The organism is Jeotgalibacillus terrae (assembly GCF_016908195.1).
GTDB lineage: Bacteria > Bacillota > Bacilli > Bacillales > Jeotgalibacillaceae > Jeotgalibacillus > Jeotgalibacillus terrae.
In genome coordinates this window covers 211,108-236,595 of the sequence record NZ_JAFBDK010000001.1, presented here as the reverse complement: position 1 = coordinate 236,595, position 25,488 = coordinate 211,108, and the positions used below count along the sequence as shown (strand labels likewise).

Sequence of the window (25,488 nt, the reverse complement as noted above, 5' to 3'; positions counted from 1 at the left end):
TATAGTAGAAGTGCGTTTTAAAACAATTCAATTTAACCCCGCTTTTTAGGCTTTGGTATCTCTTTAATAGAGAGATACAGCATCAGTCCCGTGACAAACCAGCTGATCAGTGTAGGGAACGGAATAAGTGACCCGGCAAGGTCTGTAATAAGAAAAAATACCGCCGGAAGAGCCGAACTGTATGCCGCTATTCTGAAGCTGTGACGGAATGTCAGCTTTCTTTCAAGTGTTGCTGCAAACTTTGTTCCAATCCAGCCAAACACAGTCGCTTTAATGAACAGCATGCCTGCAAGAAGAATAAAAATAAATGCCAGTATAAAGAAGTAAATAATAAACTTGGCACCTTCTAGAGAGCTTAACAGTGAAGCAATCCCTTCGCTGCTTATATTGACTCCTTCAAACGTCGAATACTCATATTCCTGCACGCCGCCTCCTGTTGATACAGCGATCCTGTCAGATAGAAATGCTACAGCAGCCTCGTCATCTAATAAATCCTCAGTTGTCAGACTATCAGATCCATCCACATAAAAAGTAATACCGCTACTGTCAGCTGACTCAGTGACATCTGATTCAGACTGCAGCTCCCCATCTACCACTTCAAATGAAGGAAGTTCATTCAACAGCAGCTCTTCTCCATCTGAAAAAAGACTTTCACCAATTGAGGCTACCTGCACCACAGCAGGGATCATGGAAAGAAAAGCCAGCAGAAACACAAACAAAATTGTTTTTCCAATACCCTGAAACCGGAACTTCGCAATATCCCGGGGAGAGTATAAACTTTTAATCAGTTGTTTAAAAATATTCAAGACGCCAAACCTCCGATTTTATATAACTACTAACATATTGTACTTTCACCTGATACATAAGAGCAAATGAACGAATAGTGAAAAAGTAAGCGTTTGTTTTTGTAACACAAATGTAATAATTAACGGCTATTATTAACCGATTGTAAAGATTACCGTTAACCCCTTTACTTATATGCGATAAAGAATTAATAATTGTAGAGGGTTTTCAAGAAGTATGTCTAAATTTGTTTACAGGGGTTGAAAACATGGAAGTGAATTGGCAGGAAGTCTTCTTTACATTTATCGGGGGACTTGGGATATTTCTATTTGGTTTAAAGTATATGGGAGACGGTCTCCAAAAATCAGCTGGTGACAGACTGAGAGCGATTTTAGACCGCTTTACAACGAATCCGTTTATGGGGGTCCTTGCGGGTATTGTTGTAACAATTCTTATTCAGTCCAGCTCCGGTACAACAGTTATTGTAATTGGACTTGTCAGTGCAGGGTTCATGACGCTCCGTCAGGCAATAGGTGTCATTATGGGAGCGAATATTGGTACAACTGTCACTGCATTTATCATCGGTATTGATATAGGAGCATATGCGCTGCCGATTATAGCAGTTGGTGCTTTCTTGTTGTTCTTTGTAAAAAGACCGCAGATTAATAATCTCGGTATGGTCATTTTTGGATTTGGTGGACTGTTTTACGGTCTAGAGTTAATGGGGGAAGGAATGAAGCCACTCCGTGAGCTTCAGGCATTTATTGATCTGACTCAGAGTATGAGTGAAATTCCGGTTCTTGGTGTTGTGGTAGGTACCATTTTCACGGTAATCGTTCAAAGTTCGAGTGCAACAATCGGTATTCTGCAGGGACTTTATTCAGAAGATCTGATTACACTGCAGGCAGCTTTACCAGTTCTTTTTGGTGATAATATTGGTACAACGATTACGGCAGTTCTTGCATCAATTGGAGCATCTGTTGCTGCAAAAAGAGCTGCAATGGTACACGTTATGTTTAACGTGATCGGTTCAGTATTGTTCTTGATCCTACTCATTCCATTCACTGCTTTTATTGTATGGATCGATCAATTTATGAACTTGAATCCTGAAATGCAGATCGCATTTGCGCATGGTACGTTCAATATTACAAATACAATGATTCAATTCCCGTTTATCGCTGCTCTAGCATGGGTGGTAACGAGAGTGGTTCCAGGAAACGATGTAGTCGTAGAATTCAAACCTAAACATCTTGACCCTAACTTTATAGAACAGTCACCATCAATTGCGCTTGGGCAGGCAAAAGAAGAAGTACTGCGTATGGGTCAGTTTGCAGTCCAGGGACTTAACGAATCTTATGAGTATTTAAAGACTAAAAATAAAAAGAACGCTGAACTTGGCTATCAGGTGGAAGATGCGATTAATAACCTTGATACTAAAATCACTGATTATTTGATTAAGCTCTCAGGCAGTTCGCTTTCCACACAGGAATCTGAACGTCATTCAGTACTAATGGACACAGTACGTGATATTGAGCGGATTGGTGACCATTTTGAAAACGTGATTGAGCTTGTGGATTATCAGCAGGCGAATAAAGTCAAAATGACAGATGAAGCAATGGAAGATCTGAATGAAATGTTTACACTGACAATCGAAGCTGTATCTCAGTCAATTGAATCTCTTGATACAAATGACCATGATAAAGCACGCAGTGTTGCTGAAAAAGAAGATCTTATTGATAAAATGGAACGCAAATTCCGTAAGAAGCATATTTTACGCCTCAATGAAGGAGCCTGCAGCGGACAGGCCGGAATTGTGTTTGTAGATATTATTTCTAACCTTGAACGTATTGGTGATCACTCAGTGAATATCGCAGAAGCTGTTCTTGGTATCCGTAAGTAAACCGTAAAGCCGGCTGAACATTCAGCCGGCTTTTTTTGATATACTTAACAGACATGTATCTATAAGAAGAAAGGGTGAGGGTCATAGATTTCGTATTCTGGACGTTTATTATTTTAAGTTTTGTAATCGCATTTGCAGGATTAATTTATCCAATCATTCCTAGTGTGCTGTTTATATTACTGGGATTCATACTGTACGGACTGTTTTTCACTTTTGCTGATTTCAGCTGGCTATTCTGGACCATTCAAATCTTATTTATTCTATTATTATTTGGTGCTGACTATGCGGCTAATCTTTTTGGTGTAAAAAAGTTTGGCGGTTCAAAAGCAGGAATTTGGGGAAGTACGATCGGATTATTAGTTGGACCGTTTATCATACCGGTTATCGGAATTTTAATTGGACCGCTTGCCGGCGCTGTGATCGGTGAACTGCTTATTAACCGCACACCATTTAAGCAGGCACTGAAAATTGGGTTTGGTTCACTGGTTGGTTTTATTACATCAGTTATTACTAAAGGTACGATACAGGCAGTCATGATTATCATATTCTTTCTTTATGTGTGATTTCGGTCTTTAGACTGAAATAAGCGTTTGCAAAGCGTATTAATTGAATAGATTTATCTATTCTGATAATCTGAAAACAGTTGATTCCGCATCAAGCGGAAAATCACACTACATACAAGGAGGAATTCAATCATGGCTTACACTTTACCAGAACTACCTTACTCTTATGATGCACTTGAACCGCATTTTGACAAGGAAACAATGAATATCCACCACACAAAGCACCACAACACTTATGTAACAAAATTAAATGACGCACTTGAAGGTCACGATGATCTTCAGGCGAAATCAATTGATGAGCTTGTAGCTGATCTGAACAGCGTACCGGAATCAATCCGTACAGCTGTCCGCAATAACGGCGGGGGACACGCTAACCACTCATTCTTCTGGAAGATTCTATCTCCAAACGGTGGCGGAGAGCCTTCAGGCGATCTTGCTTCAGCTATTAACAGCAAGTTCGGCAGCTTTGACAAGTTCAAAGAAGAATTCGCAGCAGCAGGCGCAGGCCGATTCGGATCAGGCTGGGCATGGCTAGTTGTAAATAACGGAGAACTTGAGATCACAAGCACTCCAAATCAGGACTCACCACTTACTGACGGTAAAACACCAGTACTTGGTCTGGATGTATGGGAGCATGCATACTACCTGAAGTATCAAAATAAGCGTCCTGACTACATTAACGCTTTCTGGAGCGTTGTTGACTGGAATGCTGTTGAAAAGCTATATACTTCAGCAAAATAATTTAACGTACAAAACCCGGCTGACGTCTTTTATGGACGTCAGCTTTTTTATATTAAAGACTAATTGTGTTGTTTAAGCACAGCTGAAATCACCAGCCAAGTTTATCAGAGCTTGAATGATAATGGGAAGATTTGACCTTTTATTGAAAAAGAGTGTCATCCTCTAGTAATAATTGAAAAAAACCTTTAAGATTGTTTAATAGAACTATGTATAGAAAGGGAGACTTTTGTTGAAAAAAAATCAGTCTCGCACGAAAAAGGATAAAATTAAAAAAAATTTTCTTGCGGCACGAATGAATATACTGTTTTTTGCAGTATTTCTGCTGTTTTCAGCGTTAATTTTAAGACTGGGCGTCCTGCAAATTGTAAATGGTGAGGATTTCACCAGGCAGCTCGAACGAACTGAAGAAGTAGTTGTAAATGCGAGTGTACCGCGTGGAAAAATATTTGACCGGAACGGAAAGGTAATCGTAGACAATAAACCTGTAAATGCGATTACTTATACAAAAACACAGCAGACTTCCCAGAAAGAAATGATGGAAGTTGCATCGAAGCTCTCGTCTATGATTGAATTATCTGCTGATAAAGTAACTGAACGGGATATTCAGGATTACTGGATCAGGGAAAATAAAAAACGGGCAGATGAGAAAATTTCAGACGAAGAACGTGCGCTTTATGATGAAGGTGAACTGTCACAGTCTGATTACGATAAACTGATCCGTGACAGAATAACAAAAGAAGAGCTTGCAGAAATTACAGAGCAGGAGATGGAGATCCTTGCCATTTACAGGCAGATGCAAACCGGATACAACCTGTCTCCTCAGATCATAAAAAATGAAAATGTGACTGATGAGGAATTCGCTGCAGTTAGTGAACAGCTCAGTTCGTTACCGGGTGTCAACACCACAGTTGACTGGAAGCGCGAATACCCTTACGGAGAGGTGCTCAGATCTGTACTTGGCAGTGTTAGGTCTATACCTGAAAATAAGATTGAATATTATCTTGCGCGTGACTACTCCCGTAATGATCGTGTGGGAACAAGCTATCTGGAACTTCAATACGAAGAAGTACTTCAGGGACAAAAATCAAAAGTCCGCACCATTACTGACAAAGCAGGTAATGTGATTGATTCCCAGCTGATTCAGCAGGGTGAACGCGGCAAAGATCTTGTGCTGTCAATTGACATTGAACTGCAGAAGGCGCTTGAGCAGGTTGTAGAAGATGAGCTTAGACGTCTGAAACAGGACTATGGCCGTAACCTGATGGATCGTTTATTCCTCGTCATGATGGATCCAAATACCGGCGAACTGCTTGCAATGGCAGGAAAGCAGTATATCGAAACAGATGATGGTCCGGAAATTCAGGATTATAATATTGGAACGTTTACAAGTGCGTATGAAGCCGGATCTTCTATTAAAGGAGCAACTGTGTTGTCAGGGTATCAGGATGGTGTGATTCAGCCGGGGTCTTATTTATGGGATGAAGTGATCAGTATCGCTGGATCTCCTGATAAAGCTTCATGGTATTTGGGTGACTTGCCTATTTCAATCAATGATCACTATGCTCTTGAGCGATCATCTAATGGATATATGTTTAAAATAGCGATCAAAATGGCTGGAGCCACGTATGTAAGAGATGAGCCAATTAATATCGGAGTTAATGCATTCACTAAAATGCGTAACTACTTCGGCCAGTTTGGTCTCGGCAGCGAGACAGGAATTGACCTGCCGGGTGAAAGCGTCGGCTACCAGACCAATAATCCAGCAGATCTGAATCCTGGTAAACTGCTCGATTTATCGATTGGCCAGTTTGATACGTATACACCATTGCAGATGGTTCAGTATGTATCAACTGTCATTAATGGAGGCAATCGTGTAGCACCGACAATTGTGAAAGAAATCCGTGAGCCAAGTGCAAATAATGAATCACTTGGTCCACTCGTTAAGGCAATGAAACCGAGAGTACTTAACCGACTTGATAATACACAGGCAGAGCTTGATCATGTAAAAAAAGGCTTTTACCTTTCATTTAACGGCGCTGATGGAACAGGCCAGGACTTTAAAGGAAACGGATATGTTGCAGGCGGTAAAACTGGAACAGCCGAAGTTGTTTACTTCGGACCGAAGTATGACGAACTATATCGTTCTAAGGGAATTGCTCCACCTGAGACAACGAATTCTACTCTAGTCGGATTTGCGCCATATGATGAACCTGAAGTTGCGTTTTCTGTCATGGCGCCATGGGTATATCCAAACGTTGCAAACTCCCCTCTTCGTGAAGATGTCAATGAAAATCTGGGTACAGCAGCCCTTGATGTTTACTTTGATATTAGAGAAAAAAGAATGAATGAACAAAGTGCTGATCAGGAACAGCAGGTTGAAGTAACAGCAGAAGAAGCAGGGGAAGGACAATAAGAAATCTATCAAACTGAGTACTGCATATTGCAGTGCTCAGTTTTTTTATGGATTTACAAAACCTTTACACTTCATTTATATGAGATTAATAGAAGGGGTGTATTGTATTACCTGTAGGACAAATCACACAAACCACAGGGGGAATTACAGAATGAAAAGCGCAAAATTTTTAGCAATGTCAACCATCTTAGGATCAGCAGTATTTTTAGCTGCTTGCGGAGGAGAAGATGAAGCGAATGGTTCAGGTAATGAATCTGGAGGTTCAGGAGAAGAACTGAGCGGACAGGTTCAGGGCGACGGTTCATCAACTGTTGCACCTATTATGGAAGCAATTGTTGAAGAATATGCAGCTGCACAGCCGGGCGTTCAGGTATCATCTGGTGTATCCGGTACAGGTGGCGGCTTTGAAAAGTTTATTGCTGGAGAAACTTCATTCTCAAATGCATCCCGTCCAATTAAAGAAGAAGAAGCAGCTGGTCTTGAAGAGCAGGGTGTTGAATATACAGAAGTTGAACTTGGTTACGACGGATTATCAGTAGTAGTGAATCAGGAAAATGACTGGGTTGACTATCTGACAGTTGAAGAACTGAAAGAAATGTGGGTTGAAACAGGAGAAGAAAAGACATGGGCTGACATTCGTGAAGGTTGGCCTGAAGAGCCGATTGAATTCTACTCACCGGGAACTGATTCTGGAACTTACGATTACTTCAATGAAGTGATTCTTGAAGAAGAAGATATTGTACGTTCTGCAACACTTTCTGAAGATGACAACGTTCTAGTTCAGGGTGTAATGGGATCTCCTAACGCAATTGGATACTTCGGTTACGCTTATTACCTGGAAAATCAGGATAATATCAAGGTTGTTCCGATTGACAATGGAGAAGGTCCGGTTGAGCCGAACAATGAAACAATTGAGTCAGGTGAATATGCACCACTTTCACGTCCGCTATTCACATATGTAAGAAATGATGCAGTAGCTGAAGATCCGGCAGTAGCTGACTTTATGATGTTTGCGATTGAAAATGCAGGTGAACTTGCTGAAGCCGTTGGTTACGTAAGTGCACCACAGGAAGTATATGACGAAGATATGGCAACAATTAAAGAACTTGCAGGTGAATAAATAAACACAGCGGGAAGCGTGTTTGACACGCTTCTCGTATCATTATGTTCTTTGGATAAATGAGGAGGTTTTCATCATGGCAATGAATGAGCCACAGCAAATTTCGGTTCAGGAATTGATCGCCCAGAAAAGTAACAGGGGTCTTCTGGCGTTTACTGAAAAGCTGATACCAAAAATTTTATTTTTAATTGCATCGGTTTCAGTGCTTACTACAATTGGAATTGTTTTCACTTTAATTTTTGAGACAGTTACATTTTTTACTGAAGTAAATATTCTCAGCTTTTTAACAGGAACTGAGTGGTATCCTTTTGCGAATTCAACACCTGCCTACGGAATTCTTCCGCTGGTGGTAGGGACTTTGAAAATTACCGGAATAGCTATATTAGTGGCAGTTCCAATTGGAATCGCCACTGCCATTTTTTTGAGTGAGTATGCGAGTGACAGAGTAAGACGTTTTATCAAACCGATTCTTGAAGTTCTAGCAGGTGTGCCAACGATTGTGTACGGATTTTTTGCGTTAACGTTTGTTACACCGATTCTCCGCTCGATCTATCCGGACATTGCGATTTTTAATGCGCTCAGTCCGGGGATTGTTGTGGGGATCATGATTATTCCTATGATCGCTTCACTTTCAGAAGATGCAATGTCTTCTGTACCAAATGCTATGCGTGACGGTGCTTATGCACTTGGTGCAACTAAACTTGAAGTAGCTGTGAAAATTGTTCTGCCAGCTGCACTATCAGGTATTGTTGCTTCGACTGTACTTGCCATATCACGTGCAATTGGGGAGACAATGATCGTCGCAGTTGCAGCCGGTTCAACTCCTGGATTTAATTGGGATGTAACAGGCTCTATTCAGACAATGACAGCTTATATTGTACAGGTTACAACAGGTGATGCAGGATATGGTACGACGATTTATTACAGTATCTATGCTGTCGGTTTCACATTGTTCCTGTTTACACTTGCAATGAACATGCTGGCACAATTCATCTCTAAGCGTTTCAGGGAGGAATATTAATATGAAATACGTTAATCATGAGGAAGTGGCAGCAAAAACAAAAACCCGTTTAACTAAAAATACACTGTTAAAAGGCGTTTTTGCTGCTGCTACAGGGTTTGGTTTAATCGTTCTTGCGATTTTATTGTATCGTATTGTGACTCAAGGAAGTGACTATTTAAGCTTTGAATTTTTCACCAGCTTTGCATCCCGTATTCCGGAAAATTCAGGGATAAAGGCAGCAATTCTTGGCTCTGTCTATCTAATGCTTGTAGTAGCACCAGTATCAATGTTTCTTGGTGTGGGTACAGCGATTTATCTTGAGGAATACGCAAAGAGAAACAGATTTACAAATTTCATTAAAGTTAATATCTCAAATCTCGCGGGTGTTCCTTCAGTCGTATTTGGTCTGTTGGGTCTAACTATATTTGTCCGTTACTTTGATTTAGGTATTTCAATTCTGGCTGCAGGACTGACAATGAGTCTGCTGATCTTACCAATTATCATTGTTGCTTCTCAGGAAGCGATCCGTGCAGTGCCGAATGAACTGAGGGAAGCATCTTTTGCGATGGGAGCAACGAGATGGCAAACCATTTTAAGAGTTGTTCTTCCTGCGTCAATACCGGGAATTCTGACGGGTAGCATCCTGGCGTTATCCCGTGCGATTGGTGAAACAGCACCACTTGTCGTCATTGGTATTCCAACGATCTTAATGTTTACACCAGATGGAATCATGAGCACATTCACTGCGCTTCCTATGCAGATATTTGACTGGACGAAACGCCCTCAGGTTGAGTTTCATGATGTAGCAGCTGCGGGGATCATCGTTCTGATGGGGCTGCTGATTATTATGAATTCAATCGCTGTATTTATTAGAAATAAATACCAGAAGCGTTATTAATTTAACTTTGTTAAAAGACCATTGTTGTTTTAGCACAGCTGGTGATTGTAGCGGAAGGGGGACGACTCCAGCAGGAGAAGCGTGACAGTTGAGACCCCGCAGAAGCGTAGCTTCGAGGAGGCTCACCGCACGCCCTGCGGAAAGCGTTCCCCCTGCAGCGGAAATCAACAGCCGGATTTAACAGAGTCATTAATTTAAAGGATGAAGGGAGCTTTTCAACATGACAACGATTGTAAAGCCTGAAGTAAAAACAGCTGAAAAAGAAACAGTAAAAAAGAATAAATCATCAGTATACAAAACTGAACAGCTTAATCTATGGTATGGATCAAATCATGCGCTAAAAAACATCGACCTGGACATCAAAGAAAATGAAGTAACAGCCATTATTGGGCCTTCAGGTTGTGGTAAATCAACTTATATCAAAACGTTGAACAGAATGATCGAAACAATTCCATCGGTTAAAACATCGGGAGTCATAAATTACCGCGACAAAAATATATTTGATAAAGAATACCAGGTGGAAGAACTCCGGACTAAAGTCGGGATGGTATTCCAAAAGCCAAATCCATTTCCGAAGTCAATCTATGACAACATTGCTTATGGACCACGTATTCATGGCATTAAAAATAAAAAAATTCTTGATCAGATCGTAGAAAAAAGTCTTCGCGGAGCAGCAATCTGGGACGAAGTGAAAGACCGTCTTAGTGAAAATGCTTATGGACTTTCAGGCGGTCAGCAGCAGCGTATTTGTATCGCACGCTGTCTGGCAATTGAACCTGATGTTATTTTGATGGACGAACCTACTTCTGCACTTGACCCGATTTCTACGTTAAAGGTAGAAGAGCTTGTACAGGATCTGAAAAAAGATTACAGCATTATTATTGTCACACACAATATGCAGCAGGCAGCACGTATTTCAGATAAAACTGCTTTTTTCCTGAATGGGGAAGTAGTGGAGTTTGATGAGACGGATAAAATCTTTTCTAACCCGTCAGATGAAAGAACAGAGGATTATATCTCAGGAAGATTCGGATAAGGAGTGAAGAAATTGTCAGTAAGAGAGCGGTATGATACGGATTTAGCAACGTTGAATAATAAAATTGTGGAGCTCGGACAGTTTGCCCAGGCAGCGCTTAAAGATTCATTAACAGCACTTGATAATCGCGATATTGAAAAGTCATTGCTGATCATGGATGAGGATGTCAAAGCGAATAGAATCGAAGAGGAGATTAATGACCTGGCGATTTTATTAATCGCTAAGCAGCAGCCAGTCGCAACTGACCTGAGAAGAATTATTGTGGCGATTAAAATCGCTGCAGACCTTGAAAGAATTGCGGATTTCGCAGTCAACATTGCAAAGTCTACAATCAGAATCGGGAACGACAGCTTCGTCAGTTCAATTGATAATGTTCATAAAATGTATGACATTACAGAAGAGATGATTGAACTGGTCTTAGAAGCTTACAATGATGAAGATGTCGTAAAGGCAAAAAGAATTGCCGAACTTGACGATGGCGTAGATGAGCTATACGGTGAAACCATTAAGAATCTGCTTTCTTCAAGTGCATCACAGCCTGAAAAAATCGGGCAAATTACTCAACTTTCATTTGTCTGCCGTTATTTAGAACGTGCAGCAGACCATGTAACCAATATATCTGAAAACATCTTTTACCTAGTAAAAGGTAAGAGATATGATCTGAATAAATAAAAAAGGAGCCTTAAAGGCTTCTTTTTTAGTTCGTAATTAATTTTGCAATTTGTTCAACAGTCATCGTTGAATTAAGATCGTATTGCCCGATTTGAATTTTATCAGTAAGTGACTGTTCTGCAAGGTATTCATTAAAAGAGTCTTCATTATCAATTAAACCGTATGAGAATAATTGCTCACTGATCTCAGGCGACGTCATACCGGATTCTATCGTTAAAATCATACGGGTGATTTGTTCCCCTTCCTCATCCCCTTCATCTTCAGGCTCAGAAAGTTCTGCTGCTGCCTGCTCAAGTGAATTGACCCGTTCTTCCCATTCAAGCAGCTCCTGTTGCAGACTGTTATATTCCTCGGAAGAAAGTATGATTTCATTTCCGGTTGTATCAGTGGGTTCTGAGTGGGGAACACTATTGAAAAAATATCCAGCACTATATAAAACCAGTGCACTTGCCATCATTCCAAGACCGGTTGCCCGGACGGATCTTCGGTCGAACATAAGAATTCCTCACGATCTGTTTTTAATTAAATGCAATACATCACTTATATGTAATGAAGATAGATTTGATATCTGTTCAGGACTCATTCCCTGTTTATGAAGAGAAAGGACCTGATTGACCAGTATTTCATTGATCTGTTTTGGTTTAACCGGTTTATTTGAGGAAGATGAGTCAATCATCAGTTCTTCTTCAAGCAATTTTGTTCTTTTTTTAAGCTGTGAGAGTTCCTGATACAGGCTCATTGAAAGCTCCTGCAGCTCATCAGCTGTTTCGCTTGACCGGTCCTTTAAAAAGAAGGATATCATAAATAATATGAGTCCTGCCCCCCCAATTGCGAGCATAATCCAATCCATTTCTTCACCTCCTGTTTACTATGAATTATTGTATCACGTTCAATATAAGAAGAATCACAAACAGTTAAAAAAGATAGTAGATTTTTTTCTGTGTTAATGATATTATAAATAAGTCGTATGAATCGAAGTATGTAACAAACAGCATTTGAATGTTTGGAGGGATAAAGATGCGTGTAAACATTACTCTTGCTTGCACTGAAACTGGTGATCGTAACTACATCACTACTAAGAACAAGCGTAACAATCCAGATCGTATTGAACTTAAAAAATACAGTCCGCGCCTGAAGAAAGTGACGCTTCACCGCGAGACGAAATAATGTAAAAAAGGCCGAAAATGTATAGTGCATTTTCGGTTTTTTTATCATAAGGAGGGAGCATGTAAATTGAGAAAAAAAGAGATCCGGCAATTCATGCTTGAAAAGCTCATAAATCTTCCTGAAAAAAAGAAAATAGATTATACTGACAGCATACACAAAAAGCTCACTTCATCAGCAGAGTGGCAACAATCTGAAGTGATTGCGCTCACAATATCCAGAGGCGATGAAATTGATACCCATCATCTGATCAATCAGGCACTTTCTGATGGGAAAAAGGTATGCGTGCCAAGGTGTGAGCCTGAAGGTAAAAAACTAATTTTTCATTACATACAATCATTAAATGATGCAGTTCCTTCATTTTATGGTCTCCTTGAACCTGAGCCTCATTTACAGGTTGCACAGAAGAGTGAAATAGATCTGGTCATTGTACCAGGCCTGGCTTTTTCAAGTGAAGGATACCGGATAGGCTTCGGAGGAGGATATTATGACCGTTTTCTTGCAGATTACAGAGGAGACACCATCTCGATGGCTTACAGCTTTCAGTTGACTGCTGAAGAGTTTGAAGAGGAATATGATATTCCTGTTAAGAAAATTATGACTGAGCTTTAGGTTCAGCAGAATATATCAGGGAGTGGCATAAAATGGCCCTAAACAGTATGCATGATGTACAGCTGTTATTAAAGCGCTATGGCCAGTTTATTTACGGGCCCGGCAGACTGGCAACACTTGAATTAATGGAAATAGAAATAAAAGATTTGTATGAAGCCGGAATGATTGGCAGAGACGAATATTTACAGGCACTGCTTGTCTTAAAAGGTGAAATCAGAAAAGAAAGTAAAGGTGAATGAATTGATGAAGGCTGAATATATTTTCGGAGTAGATATTGGTGGAACGACAACTAAACTTGCGGTTATTACAGATGAAGGCCAGATTGTTCAAAAGTGGGAGATCCCGACGAATACCTCTAACCATGGTGTAAGTATTATTCCTGACATTGCTGCAGCTGTAAAACTGAAAATGACCCAGATGGAATTGACGAAAGAACAGGTGATCGGAATCGGCGTTGGTGCGCCCGGTCCGGTGAATATGCAGACTGGTATTTTATATACCGGCGTAAATATAGGCTGGGACAAGCCTGTCGCATTGAGGGATGAACTGTCAACACAGACTGGCTTACCTGTAGTCATTGAGAATGATGCGAATGCTGCTGCGCTTGGTGAAATGTGGAAAGGTGCCGGTGGTGGAGCAAGAGACGTAGTATGTGTAACACTTGGTACCGGCGTTGGCGGAGGCGTCATTGTGAACGGTGATATCGCCCACGGGATTAAAGGAGCAGCCGGTGAGATTGGTCATATAACAGCAGTACCTCAAGACGGATATCAGTGTAACTGCGGCAAAAAAGGCTGTCTTGAAACAGTGGCATCAGCAACAGGGGTAGTCAGGCTTGCAAAAGAAGAAATGGAACGTGCAGAAGGCCACACAGCTCTTCATAAAATAATGAATGAACACAATGCGATCACAGCAAAAGATGTATTTGATGAAGCGAAAAAAGGTGATTCAGCAGCTGTTTCTGCAGTAAATAGACTGACGTTTTATCTTGGACTGGCACTTGCAAACCTGGGTAGCGCACTGAATCCTGAAAGAATCGTAATAGGTGGAGGCGTTTCAAGAGCAGGTGATATATTACTTGATGGAATCAATGAAAGATTTAGAGAATTTGCATTTCCTACAGTTGCGGAATCTACTGAGATAAAGGTAGCAACACTTGGAAACGATGCAGGCGTGATCGGTGCTGCCTGGCTTATAAAATATAAACATTAAAACTTCGGGATTTCCTGTCTGACAGGAGATCTTTTTATTTTTTGTGCGAATTGTCGTGCTTTTACAATTTCGGGGTTTTTGCTTTACATTTCCCGTAAATACGTTAAAATTAAGGTTTAATCCAGCTTTTACTACGTGTGACTATAGGCTGATTTTTCATTAAAACACTAAAATCGGGAACTTTTCAGTGTTTAAAACGTCTATAAAGGTGGAATTGTAAATAAGATTTTAAAAGTGTAAATGACACGTTTGATTTTATTTACATTCAGGAGTATCATTATTTGAAGACATAACAATATCCACAAATTGTAATTGAAAGTGTAGGAGGAAATTTTATGAACAAAAAATGGTCAATGCCTAAGCTGTCGCTTGTCATTATTGCCATTGCGTTCCTTTGGATCAAAACGTTTATTGCATATCATGCAAGCTTTAATGTAGACACCGAAAACTTTATGCAGGATCTGATTCTATTTATTAACCCGCTCAGCTTCCTGTTATTAATATTTGGTGTGGGACTACTATTTAAAAAGGAAAAAACGCGGAACAACTATGTGATTATGACAAGTTTTATACTGACAGCCATATTGTTTGCCAACATGGTTTTCTATCGATTCTTTAATGATTTCATCACGCTTCCGGTTTTATTCCAGACAAATAACTTTGGTGATCTTGGCGGAAGCGCAATGGAAAATATTTATATGACAGATGCTTTATATTTTATTGATGTGCTGGTCCTGATTTTACTGGCAAAATATAAGCCGTCGTATATGTCGTTTAAAGCGCCTACTAAAGTCAGCAGAAGAGCTTTCTTTCTTGTGGCGATTGCAACGTTTTTCTTAAACCTCGGTCTGGCTGAGACAGAACGTCCTCAGCTTTTAACGAGAACGTTTGACCGTGAGATCCTGGTTAAAAATATCGGAATCAACAATTACCATCTCTATGATGTGTATTTGCAATCAAAACAGTCAGCTCAGCGTGCACTCGCTGATAGTGACGCACTCGTTGATGTAAGTAATTACGTACAGGCGAATAAAGCCGATGTGAACAATGAAATGCATGGAATTGGTGAAGGTAAAAATCTGATCGTTGTTAAGCTTGAATCTATGCAGAATTTCGTGATTAACAACGAAATGAATGGCGAAGTAATCACGCCGTTTTTAAATTCATTAACAGAAGATGAAAACACAGTATATATGGATAATTTCTATCATCAGACTGAACAGGGTAAAACATCAGATTCAGAGTTTCTGCTGGATAATTCCCTGTATCCACTAGGCCGTGGTGCTGTATTCTTTACACACAGCGGGAATGAATTCAATACACTTACGGACAGCTTGAATGAAGCCGGCTATTATACAAATGCGATGCATGCGAATAATAAAAGTTTCTGGAACCGTGATATTGTCTATAAAAACTTTGGCTATGACCGCTACTATTCACTGACAGATTACACAGTTGGGGAAGGTCAGGCAGTGAACTGGGGTATGAAAGATATTCCGTTCTTCGAACAGTCAGTTGAACATATGAAGGAAATGGAACAACCGTTTTATTCTAAAATGATCACACTGACAAATCACCACCCATTCTATCTGGATGAAGAAGATAAATTTATTAGTGAATTCGATTCGAATTCAGGAACACTTAACCGTTATTTCCAGACAGTCAGATATCAGGATGAAGCAATTGAACAATTTTTCACTTACCTGAAAGAAGCAGGGATCTATGAAAATTCTGTTATTGTGATGTATGGAGACCATTACGGAATTTCTGAAAATCACAATGCTGCTATGGCTCAATATCTGGAACAGGAAGAAATCACTGCGTTTGATTCAGCACAATTGCAGCGCGTTCCTATGTTTATCCATATCCCGGGTGAAAATATCGGTGATACAAATAGCAAGGTTGCTGGTCAAATTGACTTGAAGCCGACAATTCAAAACATTATGGGAATAGAAGGCAGCAACAGCATTCAGTTCGGTCAGGACATTTTCTCAGAAGAAAATGACAACACTGCGATTTTACGCGATGGCCGTGTCATTACTGAAGATCTTGTTTATGCCGGAGATACCTGCTGGGATAAAGAAACAGGTGAACCTGTTGAAAAAGAAAGCTGTCAGCCTATGATTGATAAAGCAACGGAAGAACTTGCATTTAATGACGAAATTATTTACGGGGATCTTCTCAGATTCTATGATTCAGAAACTGGTCGTCTCTTAGAAGACCCAAGCTTAAATAATGAATAAGATAAAAAGCTCCTGAGGGAGCTTTTTATCTTATCTTGAAACAAGTGGAGGGATAAAGATGGCAATTGCAGATATTACAATTATTCCAATCGGTACTGAGACACCCAGCGTCAGCAAGTATGTCGCGGGGATACAGGAGGTACTTGAAAAACGGTCAGTACAAGGTGACATTACCTATCAGTTAACGCCAATGAGTACTTTAATCGAAGGAGAACTTTCTGAGCTGTTTAATGTGATACAGGAGCTGCATGAATCTGTATTTTCAGAGGAGATACAAAGAGTGGCGACAAATATCAGAATTGATGAAAGAAGAGACAGGAAAGACCATTCTATGCAGAATAAGCTTGCTTCTGTTAAAAAACATTTATCCAATAAAAAAAGCTGACCGCGGTCAGCTTTTTTTTTAGTGAGGATACCCGTCAAATACAATTGTCATAACAGTAAACCAGCCGAAAACACCCAATGTAGCAATTGCAAAGAAAATACCCATAATGTTCTTTTCCTTAAAGGATGTGATCGTACCGATTACTGACAGAATCGTTACCAGTGCAAGGATAATTGTTAATCCATTCATTAAAAGCACCCCTTTCCATACGTCGGTTCATAAATAAAACGAGATTAGTGCATATATAAGCGTACTCTTAATATATTTTATAGTTAAATGTTAATAATGTCGAGTGTAATTCGTGACACTTTCGTGAGTATTCGTCTTTTATAATAATTCGTGCTAAACTTTGTCTGAGGTGATGATAATGGAATGGTTTCAGCTGCCGCTGGGTCCTATGCAAACAAATGCTTATATTTTATATAATGATCATAAGGAATGTTTGATCATCGATCCTGGCGAAGAGCCGGAAAAAATAAAGCAGTTTATTTCTAAAAAAGAACTTAATCCTGTTGCGATTTTACTTACACATGCTCACTTTGACCATATTGGGGCCTTGGAGGCAATAAGATCTCATTATAAAATCGATGTGTACATGCATATACAGGAAAAAAGCTGGCTGCAGGATCCTGATAAAAATGGTTCCGGTTTATTTCAGGGAATTACACCGATTACTGCTTCTCCTGCTGAAAATCTATGGGAGAGGGAAGAATCTTCACAGATCGGAAATTTTCGTTTTGAGCTGATGCACACGCCGGGACACTCACCGGGAAGTATCAGTTTTTACTTCAGGGAATCATCAATCCTGATATCCGGCGATGTACTGTTTAAGGGAAGTATAGGAAGAACAGATCTTCCGGGCGGAAATATGGATATACTCATGCAAAGTATTAAAAAATTACTTACACTTGATTCTCATACGTATGTGCTATCGGGACATGGACCGGTTACAACACTTTCTGATGAAAATCGTCAGAATCCATTTTTACAATAACAAAAGAGACGCTTCCTTCAAGGGAAGCGTCTCTTTTGTCAGTATCTGCTCATCATTCCTTCAGATAAAAAGAAGAGATTTAAAGCGGACCTTTAAGCGGCATCATAAATGTTGTCCAGTAAGTAAATCCAGCAAAGAAAATAGTTAAGTATACAAAGAATACATACACATACATGCGCTCAGATAATTTCATGTACCCTAAAAGGATGAAAAAGCCTGTCTGGGCCAGGAAAAGCAATGAAGTTTTTGGCATATGTCCCAAGTAAAATAATACAGAAAAAATTCCAGTCCAAAACCCCATAACGCGATACATTTTATCCATCCGAATCCCTCCTTTACGCAAACAATCCATCGAACCTATTATATAGGATACCATATTATAAAGTAAATATCCCATATGATTAAATGTGACGATTGAGTGATTTTTGTCATTGCAGTTATACAAGTATTAAACAGAGTCTGTTTTTCTGATGAAATAGAGTGATCAAACAGTTCATGTATTTTTCTACAATAATTAAATACCCTTATACCAGTCTACTATGAAACAAAATTGTGAACAATTAAAAATAATTTTATATTTACAAGTTTTATAGGTGTACAATTGTTATACACGTGGTATACAATAAATATAACTTATATGAAACCATTCCAAAAGTTAAACAAAATATAAACAAGTGGAGGTAATAACATGAACCAAATCACATTTTTCACTTATCCAAGTTGTACGTCTTGCAGAAAGACAAAAAAATGGTTGAAAGAAAATGAAGTAAATGTGAATGAGCGTCACATCTTCAGAGATACACCTGATTATGATGAGTTAATGAATCTGCTGTCTTTGACAACTGAAGGCTTAGATGAATTACTTGCTACAAGAAGTCAATCATTTAAAGCGCTGAACAAGGACGTTGAAGACATGCCATTATCTGAAGTGGTTAAGATGATTATTGAAGATCCAAAACTGTTAAAGCGTCCGATTCTGACTGATGGTAAATCACTGATCGTAGGATACAATCCTGAAGGCCTGAGAAGTCTTTCGAATAAAAAACAGATGTATAAAATGTCTGGCTGATCATTGTGATTATATTCATGTCGGTTCAGCAATCATTACACAAGTTGTAATGATTGCTGAACCGACATTTTTTGTAGATTCAAATGATTGAAAATATTTAAAGACATATATGGAAAAATGTTGTATAGTGAAAATAACTTTATGAAAGGATGTGAAAAAATGCCATATGGCACAGAATTGTTAGCACAAAATCTACTGAAAGAAGCATTCGAAAGCAAAGGGTCTGACATTCATTTCTTACCTGAATCGCAGCACGTTGTGGTTCATATCCGAGCACTTGGAGATCTGTCTATACTCAGGACCATATCATTAAATCAGGGTGAAAGACTGATATCGCACTTTAAGTATAGAGCTTCTCTAGATATCGGTGAAAAAAGAAAGCCTCAAAGCGGCGCCACAATGACCATCATTGATGGTGAGAAGATTTCCCTCAGAATTTCCACACTCCCTTCTTCAGAAGGAAAAGAAAGTCTTGTCATCAGACTTTTACCACAATCTTTTGCAGTACCCATTGAAAAACTATCATTATTTTCTAACTCCGCAAAAACATTGTCATCATTAGTACGTCAGCCACAGGGGTTGATCCTGTTTTCCGGACCAACCGGAAGCGGCAAATCCACCACACTCTATTCACTCATTCACTACTGCTCTACTGAACTTTATAGAAATATAATCACACTTGAAGACCCTGTCGAAAGAAATGAAGATCATGTGCTGCAGGTGCAGATTAATGAAAAAGCAGGGGTATCCTACGCACAAGGGTTAAAAGCTGTTCTCAGACATGACCCGGATATGATTATTATTGGAGAAATACGTGATGAAGAGACAGCGGATATTGCAGTAAAAGCTGCATTAAGCGGTCATCTTGTTCTATCCACGCTTCATGCTAAGGATTCGAAAGGAGCGATCAGAAGGATGATAGACCTCGGCATTCGAAAAGAAGACTTAAAACAGTCTTTAATAGGTGCTACGGGGCAAAGGCTTGTGAAAGTACAAATTAATGGTAAGGCGCAGTCGCGTACCTCAATCTATGAAATAATGACTTCTCAAGCGATCTGCGATTATCTGGATGAAATGCCTGTTCAGCCATACCAGACGCTTGAACAGCTATTCAGGAAAGGAGCGGCTCTAGGTTATGTATCTGCTCAGGAATATAACAGGTGGATCACACCGTCAACTTTATATCCCCAAAAAAGATCAGCCCGTTTTCCTTCACCGCTTAAGTGAACTGCGCGAGAATGGGTATCCGCTGGATCAATCCTTCAGTTTTTTATTTCTTCAATTTCCTTCACTCTCAGGAAGGGATGAACTTATAAAACTCCTGATAAATGGCTCTACTTTAAGTGAAACATTAAAATGCCTCGGTTATCCTTCTTACGTCTGTATGCATTTGTTTTTTGCAGAGCAGTCCGGCGAGACTGGACAAGCTCTCTCTGAAACTGCATCTTTGATGAAGCATCGGGAAAACCAGAAGAAAAAATTATTGACGATCCTTCAATACCCACTTTTTTTAATCCTTCTGTTTATTTTCGTATCTGCGATCTTAAACTTATACCTGCTGCCAAGAATGACGCGACTGTATGAAGCGGTAGGCAATGACCAGTCGGAGATGATTATGATTGCGCAATCTGCATTCAGGGTGATACCTGTATTAAGTTTAATCCTCATCGCTGTGATTTTCAGTGTCACCCTCATTACTTGTTTCATCCTCATGAAAAAGCAGCCGCTCGAGAGGTGGAAGGTGTTGTCCTCTCTACCCGGTGCGGGTTTTTACTTCAGACATTACCACAGTTATCTATTCTCAAGAGAAGCTTCAATGCTGCTAAAAAGCGGCTGTTCGTTTCAGCAAATGCTGCAGACATTTATTGAACAGCCTTATAGACCGCTCTTTAAAGAAATTGGCCGGTTTCTACATGATGAGCTTGAGAGGGGACAAAGTATTTATCACACGCTGCTTTTATTGCCGTATTTTACAGAAGACATGCTGCGGATTACGCAGCATGGTGAAATGAATGGAAACCTTGAAAAAGAGTGGGGATTTTACAGTAAATACTGTCTGACGGCTTTGGAAGAAAAATCAGGGAGGTATTTTAATTTTCTGCAGCCTGTAATTTTTACTTTTATTGGCCTCGCAGTAGTAGGCGCATACCTGATCATTTTATTACCTGTTTTTAATCTGCTGCAAAATATATAAATCATGGAGGAATTATAATGAGAAAAAAACTATTTAAAACGCTCAGGAACAACCAGGCTTTTACTCTGATTGAAATGGTCATCGTGTTATTGGTTATATCAGTATTGCTGATTGTCAGTCTTCCAAATATTTCTTCACAAAGTAAAGAAATTAACAGTAAAGGCTGTGAGGCTTTTGAGCAGATGGTACAAGCCCAGGTTGAGTCATTCAGAATGTCTGAAAAAAAGCTGCCCGCTGATATCAGTGAATTGCAGACAGGTGGTTATTTGAATCAGCATGAAACCACTTGTCCGGATGGAAGAGAACTGACGATCGGCGCCGATGGGCATGTGACGATTATTGAAGAGCCTTAAAAATAACAGTGGATTTACGATGATTGAAGTGATCATTGTGCTGTTAGTGCTTGGTATTCTAATTGCAATTTCTGTTTCGTTTTATCCCCGTTCAAAAGAAGCCTCAATCTCTTTCGAATCTCGCCTTATTCAAGATCTCCACAATGCCCAGTTAACCGCAGTATCAGGTAATAAGCAGGTAACCGTTTATTTTGATACCGGAAATCAATCTTACTCAATTGTCTCGGGTTACGTCCCTAATGAAAAGGTTTTGTCTGAAGTGAAGCTGCCTGAAAACGTGAAACTCCTGGGCAGCAGTTCACTGACGTTATTCAGATATAACCCTTCAGGAAACACGAATACTTTCGGAGTTGTAAAATTTGAGATTGATCAGGAACCGTTGAATATTCATTTTTATCTGGCAAGGGGCAGATTTTATGTTGAAAAACCATAGTGGGTTTACGCTGATTGAATCAATTATTGGGTTATATGTCTGTATTATTTTCTGTCTGTTTATTCTGCCTTTAGCCGTCACAATTGTGATAAAAGCAGATGAAGCCGAAGAACGTTACAGAATGTATGGTATTGCGTATGATCAGGTGAAGGTGTTTTATGCTAAAGAAACAATTGAACAGGATATTCACAAAGACGGGGGGAGATATTCAGTTGAGTTATCAGAGGACCGATTATGTGTGTCGAACGAAGAAAGCGACCGGATCTGTGTTACACCATAATCAAAAAGGGTTTACAATGCTCGAAGTCATTGTAAGTATCAGTGTTCTATCAATCATTGCTCCCCTGTTTGCGATGCTAATTTTCAGTTTTGAGCATTTGATGAATCAGCAGGAGCTGTCAAAAGAGTGGGATATATTTACGATACAATTTCAAAAGGAAGTTGAGCGGCTGAAGATTGAATCCTATTCATCTGAAACTGTTACATTAAAAAATGGAGAAGCATCAATTAAATTTTCGAGGCAAAGTTCTCTCCTGAGAAGAACAGTAGATGGGCAGGGCTATGAGATATTTCTGACCGGAATAGATACGATCAGATTTTCTGCAGAAGAAAACCTGATCTCACTGGAGGTGAAATTTTTAGATGGAATACAAAAAGAAGCAATCTTTTATACGTTATCTCCAAAATGAAAAAGGTTCAATTCTCTTACCCATTATATTATTTTTTATTTTACTCACTTCTTCAGCTGTTGTCATCACAACGCTGTCAATCGAGAAGGTCAGACACGCGGAGATGATGAGTGATTATTACTCAAAAGCAGCAAGTGAACTGTTTTCACTCGCGATCATACCTGACGAAGAGTAGAATAAGAATAAATGAAGCATTAAAGAGGGGATCTGCAATGAAAGTTTATTTAATCGGATTCATGGGAGCAGGTAAATCAACGGTTTCAAGACTGTTAAGCAGTAAAACTGGTGAATCCTACAGCGATCTAGACAGTCAGATCGAAGAAATAGCTGGTAAAAAAATCAGTGCAATCTTCAAGGAAGATGGAGAAGCTGCTTTCAGACAAATTGAAGTGTCAACACTTAAAGCAGCAGAGGCTTCAATCATTTCCACAGGTGGGGGAATTTTATATTTTGATGAAACAGGGCAATGGATGAGGCAGAATGGAATCGTTATTTATTTGCATGCTCCATTTAAAGAACTGTACAGCAGAATTAAAGGAGATCAGACAAGACCTGTTGCTGCAAAACCTTATAAGGAACTCGAAGCACTTTTTAACAAGAGAGATGCAGGATATGAAGAGGTAGCACATCACATGGTTTCAGTTTCTGACCGTACGCCGGAATCAACTGTAAAAGAGATTATATCGATTATTCGAAACTCCTGAGATAAATCAGTCCGGCAGAAATATGCTTAAAGCAAACTTGCACTGCCTGAACATCTTTTGTTTGATTTATAACTTCATTTTCGATCCCGTTATAAAGGATTGATATCGCTGTTGCAAACGGAAGTCTGTTAGGTTGAAGAATACTGCCATTTGGCCGTTTTTCGGAAAGTGACAGAGTGTCAGATGAAAGATTTGATGTGATATATTTTATTCCTGTTATTAATGAAATCCGGCTGTTGATCCTGATATCCGCTAAACCTGGAGGAGTAAATGAGGCCGTTAATTGAATAGTAATCCAGGGATAGAGCATACATGGTGTTTCAGACTTTTCAAATGCAGTGTAGAATTGATTTTCCTGTTGTGCTGATACCAATATACTTTGGAATATATGATGATCATAATGGATTGAGAGTAAATCATTTGCTTTTAGTTGCCCTGGTGTTTCCTGTACGATCAGGTGCATCGGATCTCCGGACTGATTCAGTGCATCCCTGTAATGCCAGTAAAAGGGCCTGTTCATAAATTTTCTGTCCAGCTGTTCAGTCAGCTGGACGACTGCTTTATTTGCAGATTCAGTCACAACGGCCCCATTACATTTCAAATATTCAATGACCAGCTTGTAAGCTTCCTTCATCATGATTTACGCCCTCATTTTCCAGATAATTTTCCAGTAAACTTAATTTTATCTTCATTTCTTCTTCGGATTTTGAGTTTAATAATGCATCTTTCAGATATTTTTCTGTTTCAGCTTTTACAGTCGACAACACCTGTTCATGTTCTCCGATAATTGTTTTAAATAAATGAACTTTACTCTCAAGCAGCTGCCAGATTCTTTCTTCAATTGTAGAGCGGTTTAATAAATAAATGATTTCAACATCTTTTTTCTGACCTAATCTGTGGACCCTGCCGATTCTCTGCTCTAATTTCATTGGGTTCCATGGTAAATCCGCGTGAATAATGCAGTGACAAAACTGAAGATTCAAGCCTTCTGAACCTGCTTCTGTAGCGATCATCACATCCGCTTGATCCCTGAATAGATCAGTCATCCATTTTTTCTTTCCTTTTTTAAAGCCTCCCCTGAACATAACTGATGAAATATTATGTTGCTTCAGATACCACTGCAAATACAGTTGCGTTGCACGGTATTGTGTGAAAATCAGAACTTTGTCTTTTCGTTCTCTGATGATTTTCAAAATTTCTTTCCCTTTTGAAGTCTCAAGGTGTTGTGGACTCACTTCAAGGATCGGTCCTAAAATATGACAGATATCCTGGTGCTGTTCCCTTCTTAGCGCTTTTAAGAGTGCAATGCTTGAACTACAGCCCTGCTTTAATAAAGTCAGATGAGTAAAGCGGTGAGTGTTTAATCTTTTCAGTTCTCTGAAAGCTTTCTCAACAGAAGTATACAGCTGCTTTTCGTAACCGGATTGATCAAGCCATCTGACGCTTATATTTCGTTTCGTCCATTTAATATCCGTTTCCTTTTTTCTCGTTCTGATCATGATTGAATGAATACGGTCATGAAATTCCTGACTATTTTCGCTTAGCATCTTCTTAAATTCTCTTTTATCTTTAAATAATGCAGGGTTAATCAATGTAGAAAGTATATACAGTTCTTCCGGTTTGTTCTGAACAGGTGTAGCAGTCAGCAGAAGTGTATAAGTTTTATTCAATGAAGAAACAAATTGATAGTTCAACGTTTTCGGGTTTGAGAGTCTGTGTGCTTCATCACTAATGACAAGATCAAATGAAAGGCTGTTGAACTGGGATTTCAATGGTTCTCTCTTTAAAAGATCAATAGATGCAATGATAACAGGGTGGTTTCTCCATTCTTTTTTTCCTCTGTGAATAATAGAAGGTATTCCAAGTTGAAATAACTCAGTCTGCCATTGTCCAGCGAGCGATGATGGAACGAGTATTAAAATCGAACGAGCCAGATGTCTGAGCTGAAGTTCTTTCATAATCATTGCAGCTTCAGCCGTTTTTCCAAGTCCAACTTCATCAGCAAGGATCGCAGAGCAGTTCATATCAAATACTGCTTTTTCTACTGCTTTGATCTGGTGTGCCAACGGTTTAAATGAAGGAAGAGCTTTAAGTGAAAGCAGCTCTCTGTGTGAAGCGGTAAAGCATGACTGTAATTGTTGCACACGCTGATTCAGGTGAAAACAGGAAGAATAATCGGAGTGAAGAGTTTGTAAAAATTTCTCTTTCCAATTTTCTTCTCCCGGTGCGACTGAAAATTTCACATTAATTCTCCCCTTCACTGTAATTAATGATTGTTGAAAAACAAAGATGATGGTACGATAAAGA

Annotated in this window: 32 protein-coding genes; 25 read left to right on the top strand and 7 right to left on the bottom strand. The window is 39.4% G+C overall.

Annotation, left to right across the window (positions count from 1 at the left end; genetic code table 11):
- Window positions 1-32 precede the first annotated feature (32 nt).
- Window positions 33-806: a DUF1189 domain-containing protein gene (locus tag JOD21_RS01290; protein ID WP_204727839.1), complete on the bottom strand. Its 774-nt coding sequence runs from the start codon at window positions 804-806 to the stop codon at window positions 33-35.
- A gap of 245 nt (window positions 807-1,051) precedes the next feature.
- Here JOD21_RS01290 and JOD21_RS01285 point away from each other — a divergent pair, with 245 nt between their 5' ends.
- From JOD21_RS01285 to phoU, 9 genes are all read left to right on the top strand, one after another.
- Window positions 1,052-2,683: a Na/Pi cotransporter family protein gene (locus tag JOD21_RS01285; RefSeq protein WP_204727838.1), complete on the top strand. Its 1,632-nt coding sequence runs from the start codon at window positions 1,052-1,054 to the stop codon at window positions 2,681-2,683.
- Window positions 2,684-2,766: 83 nt separating this feature from the next.
- The gene (locus JOD21_RS01280) at window positions 2,767-3,246 is read left to right on the top strand and encodes a DUF456 family protein (RefSeq protein ID WP_204727973.1); all 480 of its coding nucleotides are present in this window, start codon (window positions 2,767-2,769) and stop codon (window positions 3,244-3,246) included.
- Window positions 3,247-3,378: 132 nt separating this feature from the next.
- Window positions 3,379-3,987 carry a superoxide dismutase gene (locus JOD21_RS01275; RefSeq protein ID WP_039809712.1) on the top strand — a complete coding sequence of 203 codons (609 nt, stop codon included), beginning with the start codon at window positions 3,379-3,381 and terminating at the stop codon, window positions 3,985-3,987.
- Between the two features lie 229 nt (window positions 3,988-4,216).
- Window positions 4,217-6,400 (top strand): peptidoglycan D,D-transpeptidase FtsI family protein, encoded by a 2,184-nt coding sequence (locus JOD21_RS01270; RefSeq protein ID WP_239581242.1) that lies wholly within the window; start codon window positions 4,217-4,219, stop codon window positions 6,398-6,400.
- Between the two features lie 151 nt (window positions 6,401-6,551).
- The gene (locus JOD21_RS01265; RefSeq protein WP_204727837.1) at window positions 6,552-7,520 is read left to right on the top strand and encodes a PstS family phosphate ABC transporter substrate-binding protein; all 969 of its coding nucleotides are present in this window, start codon (window positions 6,552-6,554) and stop codon (window positions 7,518-7,520) included.
- A 76-nt stretch (window positions 7,521-7,596) separates the two neighbouring features.
- A complete protein-coding gene (gene pstC, locus JOD21_RS01260) occupies window positions 7,597-8,541 on the top strand; it encodes a phosphate ABC transporter permease subunit PstC (protein WP_204727836.1) in 945 nt (314 codons plus the stop codon).
- A gap of 1 nt (window position 8,542) precedes the next feature.
- Window positions 8,543-9,421 carry a phosphate ABC transporter permease PstA gene (gene pstA, locus JOD21_RS01255; RefSeq protein ID WP_204727835.1) on the top strand — a complete coding sequence of 293 codons (879 nt, stop codon included), beginning with the start codon at window positions 8,543-8,545 and terminating at the stop codon, window positions 9,419-9,421.
- Between the two features lie 220 nt (window positions 9,422-9,641).
- Window positions 9,642-10,457 (top strand): phosphate ABC transporter ATP-binding protein PstB, encoded by an 816-nt coding sequence (pstB, locus tag JOD21_RS01250; RefSeq protein WP_204727834.1) that lies wholly within the window; start codon window positions 9,642-9,644, stop codon window positions 10,455-10,457.
- A 12-nt stretch (window positions 10,458-10,469) separates the two neighbouring features.
- The gene (gene phoU, locus JOD21_RS01245) at window positions 10,470-11,129 is read left to right on the top strand and encodes a phosphate signaling complex protein PhoU (protein WP_204727833.1); all 660 of its coding nucleotides are present in this window, start codon (window positions 10,470-10,472) and stop codon (window positions 11,127-11,129) included.
- 25 nt (window positions 11,130-11,154) lie between these two features.
- Here the strand turns inward: phoU and JOD21_RS01240 are convergent, their stop codons facing one another.
- Together JOD21_RS01240 and JOD21_RS01235 are read right to left on the bottom strand one after the other, a co-directional pair.
- On the bottom strand, window positions 11,155-11,625 hold the full coding sequence (locus JOD21_RS01240; protein ID WP_204727832.1) for an endolytic transglycosylase MltG: 471 nt from the start codon (window positions 11,623-11,625) through the stop codon (window positions 11,155-11,157).
- Between the two features lie 9 nt (window positions 11,626-11,634).
- Window positions 11,635-11,979 (bottom strand): hypothetical protein, encoded by a 345-nt coding sequence (locus JOD21_RS01235; RefSeq protein WP_204727831.1) that lies wholly within the window; start codon window positions 11,977-11,979, stop codon window positions 11,635-11,637.
- Window positions 11,980-12,146: 167 nt separating this feature from the next.
- On the opposite strand from JOD21_RS01235, the gene rpmG reads away from it, so the two are divergent.
- From rpmG to JOD21_RS01205, 6 genes are all read left to right on the top strand, one after another.
- A complete protein-coding gene (rpmG, locus tag JOD21_RS01230) occupies window positions 12,147-12,296 on the top strand; it encodes a 50S ribosomal protein L33 (protein WP_039809691.1) in 150 nt (49 codons plus the stop codon).
- A gap of 66 nt (window positions 12,297-12,362) precedes the next feature.
- Window positions 12,363-12,905 (top strand): 5-formyltetrahydrofolate cyclo-ligase, encoded by a 543-nt coding sequence (locus JOD21_RS01225; RefSeq protein ID WP_204727830.1) that lies wholly within the window; start codon window positions 12,363-12,365, stop codon window positions 12,903-12,905.
- Between the two features lie 32 nt (window positions 12,906-12,937).
- Window positions 12,938-13,144: a YqgQ family protein gene (locus JOD21_RS01220; RefSeq protein WP_204727829.1), complete on the top strand. Its 207-nt coding sequence runs from the start codon at window positions 12,938-12,940 to the stop codon at window positions 13,142-13,144.
- Between the two features lie 4 nt (window positions 13,145-13,148).
- Window positions 13,149-14,117, top strand: a complete 969-nt coding sequence (locus tag JOD21_RS01215; RefSeq protein WP_204727828.1) for an ROK family glucokinase — start codon at window positions 13,149-13,151, stop codon at window positions 14,115-14,117.
- 335 nt (window positions 14,118-14,452) lie between these two features.
- A complete protein-coding gene (locus tag JOD21_RS01210) occupies window positions 14,453-16,360 on the top strand; it encodes an LTA synthase family protein (protein ID WP_204727827.1) in 1,908 nt (635 codons plus the stop codon).
- A 58-nt stretch (window positions 16,361-16,418) separates the two neighbouring features.
- The gene (locus JOD21_RS01205; RefSeq protein ID WP_204727826.1) at window positions 16,419-16,745 is read left to right on the top strand and encodes an MTH1187 family thiamine-binding protein; all 327 of its coding nucleotides are present in this window, start codon (window positions 16,419-16,421) and stop codon (window positions 16,743-16,745) included.
- Window positions 16,746-16,763: 18 nt separating this feature from the next.
- Here JOD21_RS01205 and JOD21_RS01200 read toward each other — a convergent pair whose 3' ends face one another.
- Complete coding sequence (locus JOD21_RS01200; protein ID WP_204727825.1) at window positions 16,764-16,934, bottom strand: DUF2759 domain-containing protein; 171 nt, start codon at window positions 16,932-16,934, stop codon at window positions 16,764-16,766.
- Window positions 16,935-17,112: 178 nt separating this feature from the next.
- Between JOD21_RS01200 and JOD21_RS01195 the strand changes: the two genes are divergently transcribed.
- Complete coding sequence (locus JOD21_RS01195) at window positions 17,113-17,739, top strand: MBL fold metallo-hydrolase (protein WP_204727824.1); 627 nt, start codon at window positions 17,113-17,115, stop codon at window positions 17,737-17,739.
- 79 nt (window positions 17,740-17,818) lie between these two features.
- Here the strand turns inward: JOD21_RS01195 and JOD21_RS01190 are convergent, their stop codons facing one another.
- Window positions 17,819-18,061: a DUF2626 domain-containing protein gene (locus JOD21_RS01190; protein ID WP_041122869.1), complete on the bottom strand. Its 243-nt coding sequence runs from the start codon at window positions 18,059-18,061 to the stop codon at window positions 17,819-17,821.
- Between the two features lie 366 nt (window positions 18,062-18,427).
- Here JOD21_RS01190 and JOD21_RS01185 point away from each other — a divergent pair, with 366 nt between their 5' ends.
- The 9 genes from JOD21_RS01185 to JOD21_RS01145 all read left to right on the top strand — a co-directional run bounded on the left by JOD21_RS01185 (window position 18,428) and on the right by JOD21_RS01145 (window position 23,181).
- Complete coding sequence (locus JOD21_RS01185; protein ID WP_204727823.1) at window positions 18,428-18,808, top strand: Spx/MgsR family RNA polymerase-binding regulatory protein; 381 nt, start codon at window positions 18,428-18,430, stop codon at window positions 18,806-18,808.
- A gap of 159 nt (window positions 18,809-18,967) precedes the next feature.
- The gene (comGA, locus tag JOD21_RS01180; protein ID WP_204727822.1) at window positions 18,968-20,035 is read left to right on the top strand and encodes a competence type IV pilus ATPase ComGA; all 1,068 of its coding nucleotides are present in this window, start codon (window positions 18,968-18,970) and stop codon (window positions 20,033-20,035) included.
- Window positions 19,944-21,002: a competence type IV pilus assembly protein ComGB gene (comGB, locus tag JOD21_RS01175; protein WP_204727821.1), complete on the top strand. Its 1,059-nt coding sequence runs from the start codon at window positions 19,944-19,946 to the stop codon at window positions 21,000-21,002. The genes comGA and comGB overlap by 92 nt, the downstream gene beginning before the upstream one ends.
- A 17-nt stretch (window positions 21,003-21,019) precedes the next feature.
- The gene (gene comGC / locus JOD21_RS01170; RefSeq protein ID WP_204727820.1) at window positions 21,020-21,355 is read left to right on the top strand and encodes a competence type IV pilus major pilin ComGC; all 336 of its coding nucleotides are present in this window, start codon (window positions 21,020-21,022) and stop codon (window positions 21,353-21,355) included.
- Window positions 21,342-21,788: a GspH/FimT family pseudopilin gene (locus JOD21_RS01165; protein WP_380269827.1), complete on the top strand. Its 447-nt coding sequence runs from the start codon at window positions 21,342-21,344 to the stop codon at window positions 21,786-21,788. The genes comGC and JOD21_RS01165 overlap by 14 nt, the downstream gene beginning before the upstream one ends.
- Complete coding sequence (locus tag JOD21_RS01160; protein ID WP_204727818.1) at window positions 21,772-22,068, top strand: type II secretion system protein; 297 nt, start codon at window positions 21,772-21,774, stop codon at window positions 22,066-22,068. The genes JOD21_RS01165 and JOD21_RS01160 overlap by 17 nt, the downstream gene beginning before the upstream one ends.
- Complete coding sequence (gene comGF / locus JOD21_RS01155) at window positions 22,025-22,477, top strand: competence type IV pilus minor pilin ComGF (protein WP_338032844.1); 453 nt, start codon at window positions 22,025-22,027, stop codon at window positions 22,475-22,477. Before JOD21_RS01160 ends, comGF begins: the two co-directional genes overlap by 44 nt.
- The gene (locus JOD21_RS01150) at window positions 22,431-22,652 is read left to right on the top strand and encodes a hypothetical protein (protein WP_204727817.1); all 222 of its coding nucleotides are present in this window, start codon (window positions 22,431-22,433) and stop codon (window positions 22,650-22,652) included. Before comGF ends, JOD21_RS01150 begins: the two co-directional genes overlap by 47 nt.
- Before the next feature lie 37 nt (window positions 22,653-22,689).
- On the top strand, window positions 22,690-23,181 hold the full coding sequence (locus JOD21_RS01145) for a shikimate kinase (protein ID WP_204727816.1): 492 nt from the start codon (window positions 22,690-22,692) through the stop codon (window positions 23,179-23,181).
- Here the strand turns inward: JOD21_RS01145 and JOD21_RS01140 are convergent.
- Together JOD21_RS01140 and JOD21_RS01135 are read right to left on the bottom strand one after the other, a co-directional pair.
- Window positions 23,165-23,818 (bottom strand): YqhG family protein, encoded by a 654-nt coding sequence (locus JOD21_RS01140; RefSeq protein WP_204727815.1) that lies wholly within the window; start codon window positions 23,816-23,818, stop codon window positions 23,165-23,167. The genes JOD21_RS01145 and JOD21_RS01140 overlap by 17 nt on opposite strands.
- Window positions 23,787-25,424, bottom strand: coding sequence for an SNF2-related protein (locus JOD21_RS01135; RefSeq protein ID WP_204727814.1), 1,638 nt, complete (start codon window positions 25,422-25,424; stop codon window positions 23,787-23,789). Before JOD21_RS01135 ends, JOD21_RS01140 begins: the two co-directional genes overlap by 32 nt.
- Between the last annotated feature and the right edge of the window lie 64 nt (window positions 25,425-25,488).